This is a genomic window from Streptomyces mayonensis (genome assembly GCF_018982965.1).
GTDB classification, from domain to species: Bacteria; Actinomycetota; Actinomycetes; order Streptomycetales; family Streptomycetaceae; genus Streptomyces; species Streptomyces mayonensis.
The window spans coordinates 1-521 of sequence record NZ_JACBYP010000285.1 but is presented as its reverse complement, the minus strand read 5'-3'; the positions used below and the strand labels follow the sequence as shown (position 1 = coordinate 521).

Here is a 521-nt window from a genome sequence, read left to right as displayed (position 1 = left end):
ACCAGCCCGAGATACTCGTCCAGCACGAACAGACCAGCCCCGGGCACCGGTCGCCCGATCGGCACACCCCCACCGGCGGTCAACGGATCACTGATCGCCGCAGCCACCGTGATCTCCGTCGGGCCATAGGCGTTGATCAGCCGACGCCCGGGTGCCCAACGGGACACCAGCTCCGGCGGGCACGCCTCCGCACCCACCGCCAGAGCCACCAGGTCCTCCAACCGCTCCCACGCACCCTCCGGCAACGTCGCCACCACCGACGGCGGCAAAAACGCATGCGTCACCCGCCCCACGGACAACGCCGCTTCCAGCTCCACCCCCGCCAAACCAGACCCCGCCTCCGGAACGACCAGCGCCGACCCGGAACCCCACGCCAGGACCAACTCCAGTACGGATGCGTCAAAACTCAACGACGCCGTACGCAGCACACGACCACCCGCACCGGCACCCATCCGCTCCACCAGACCCGCCGCAAACCCCGCCACACCCGCATGAGTGACCGCCACACCCTTCGGACGACC

General features: G+C 69.7%; 1 protein-coding gene. It reads right to left on the bottom strand.

The genetic code is table 11. The features are described 5' to 3' along the window. On the bottom strand, window positions 1–485 hold a 485-nt coding region (locus HZS56_RS37875; RefSeq protein ID WP_308408252.1), incomplete at its 3' end, for an AMP-binding protein. Between the last annotated feature and the right edge of the window lie 36 nt (window positions 486–521).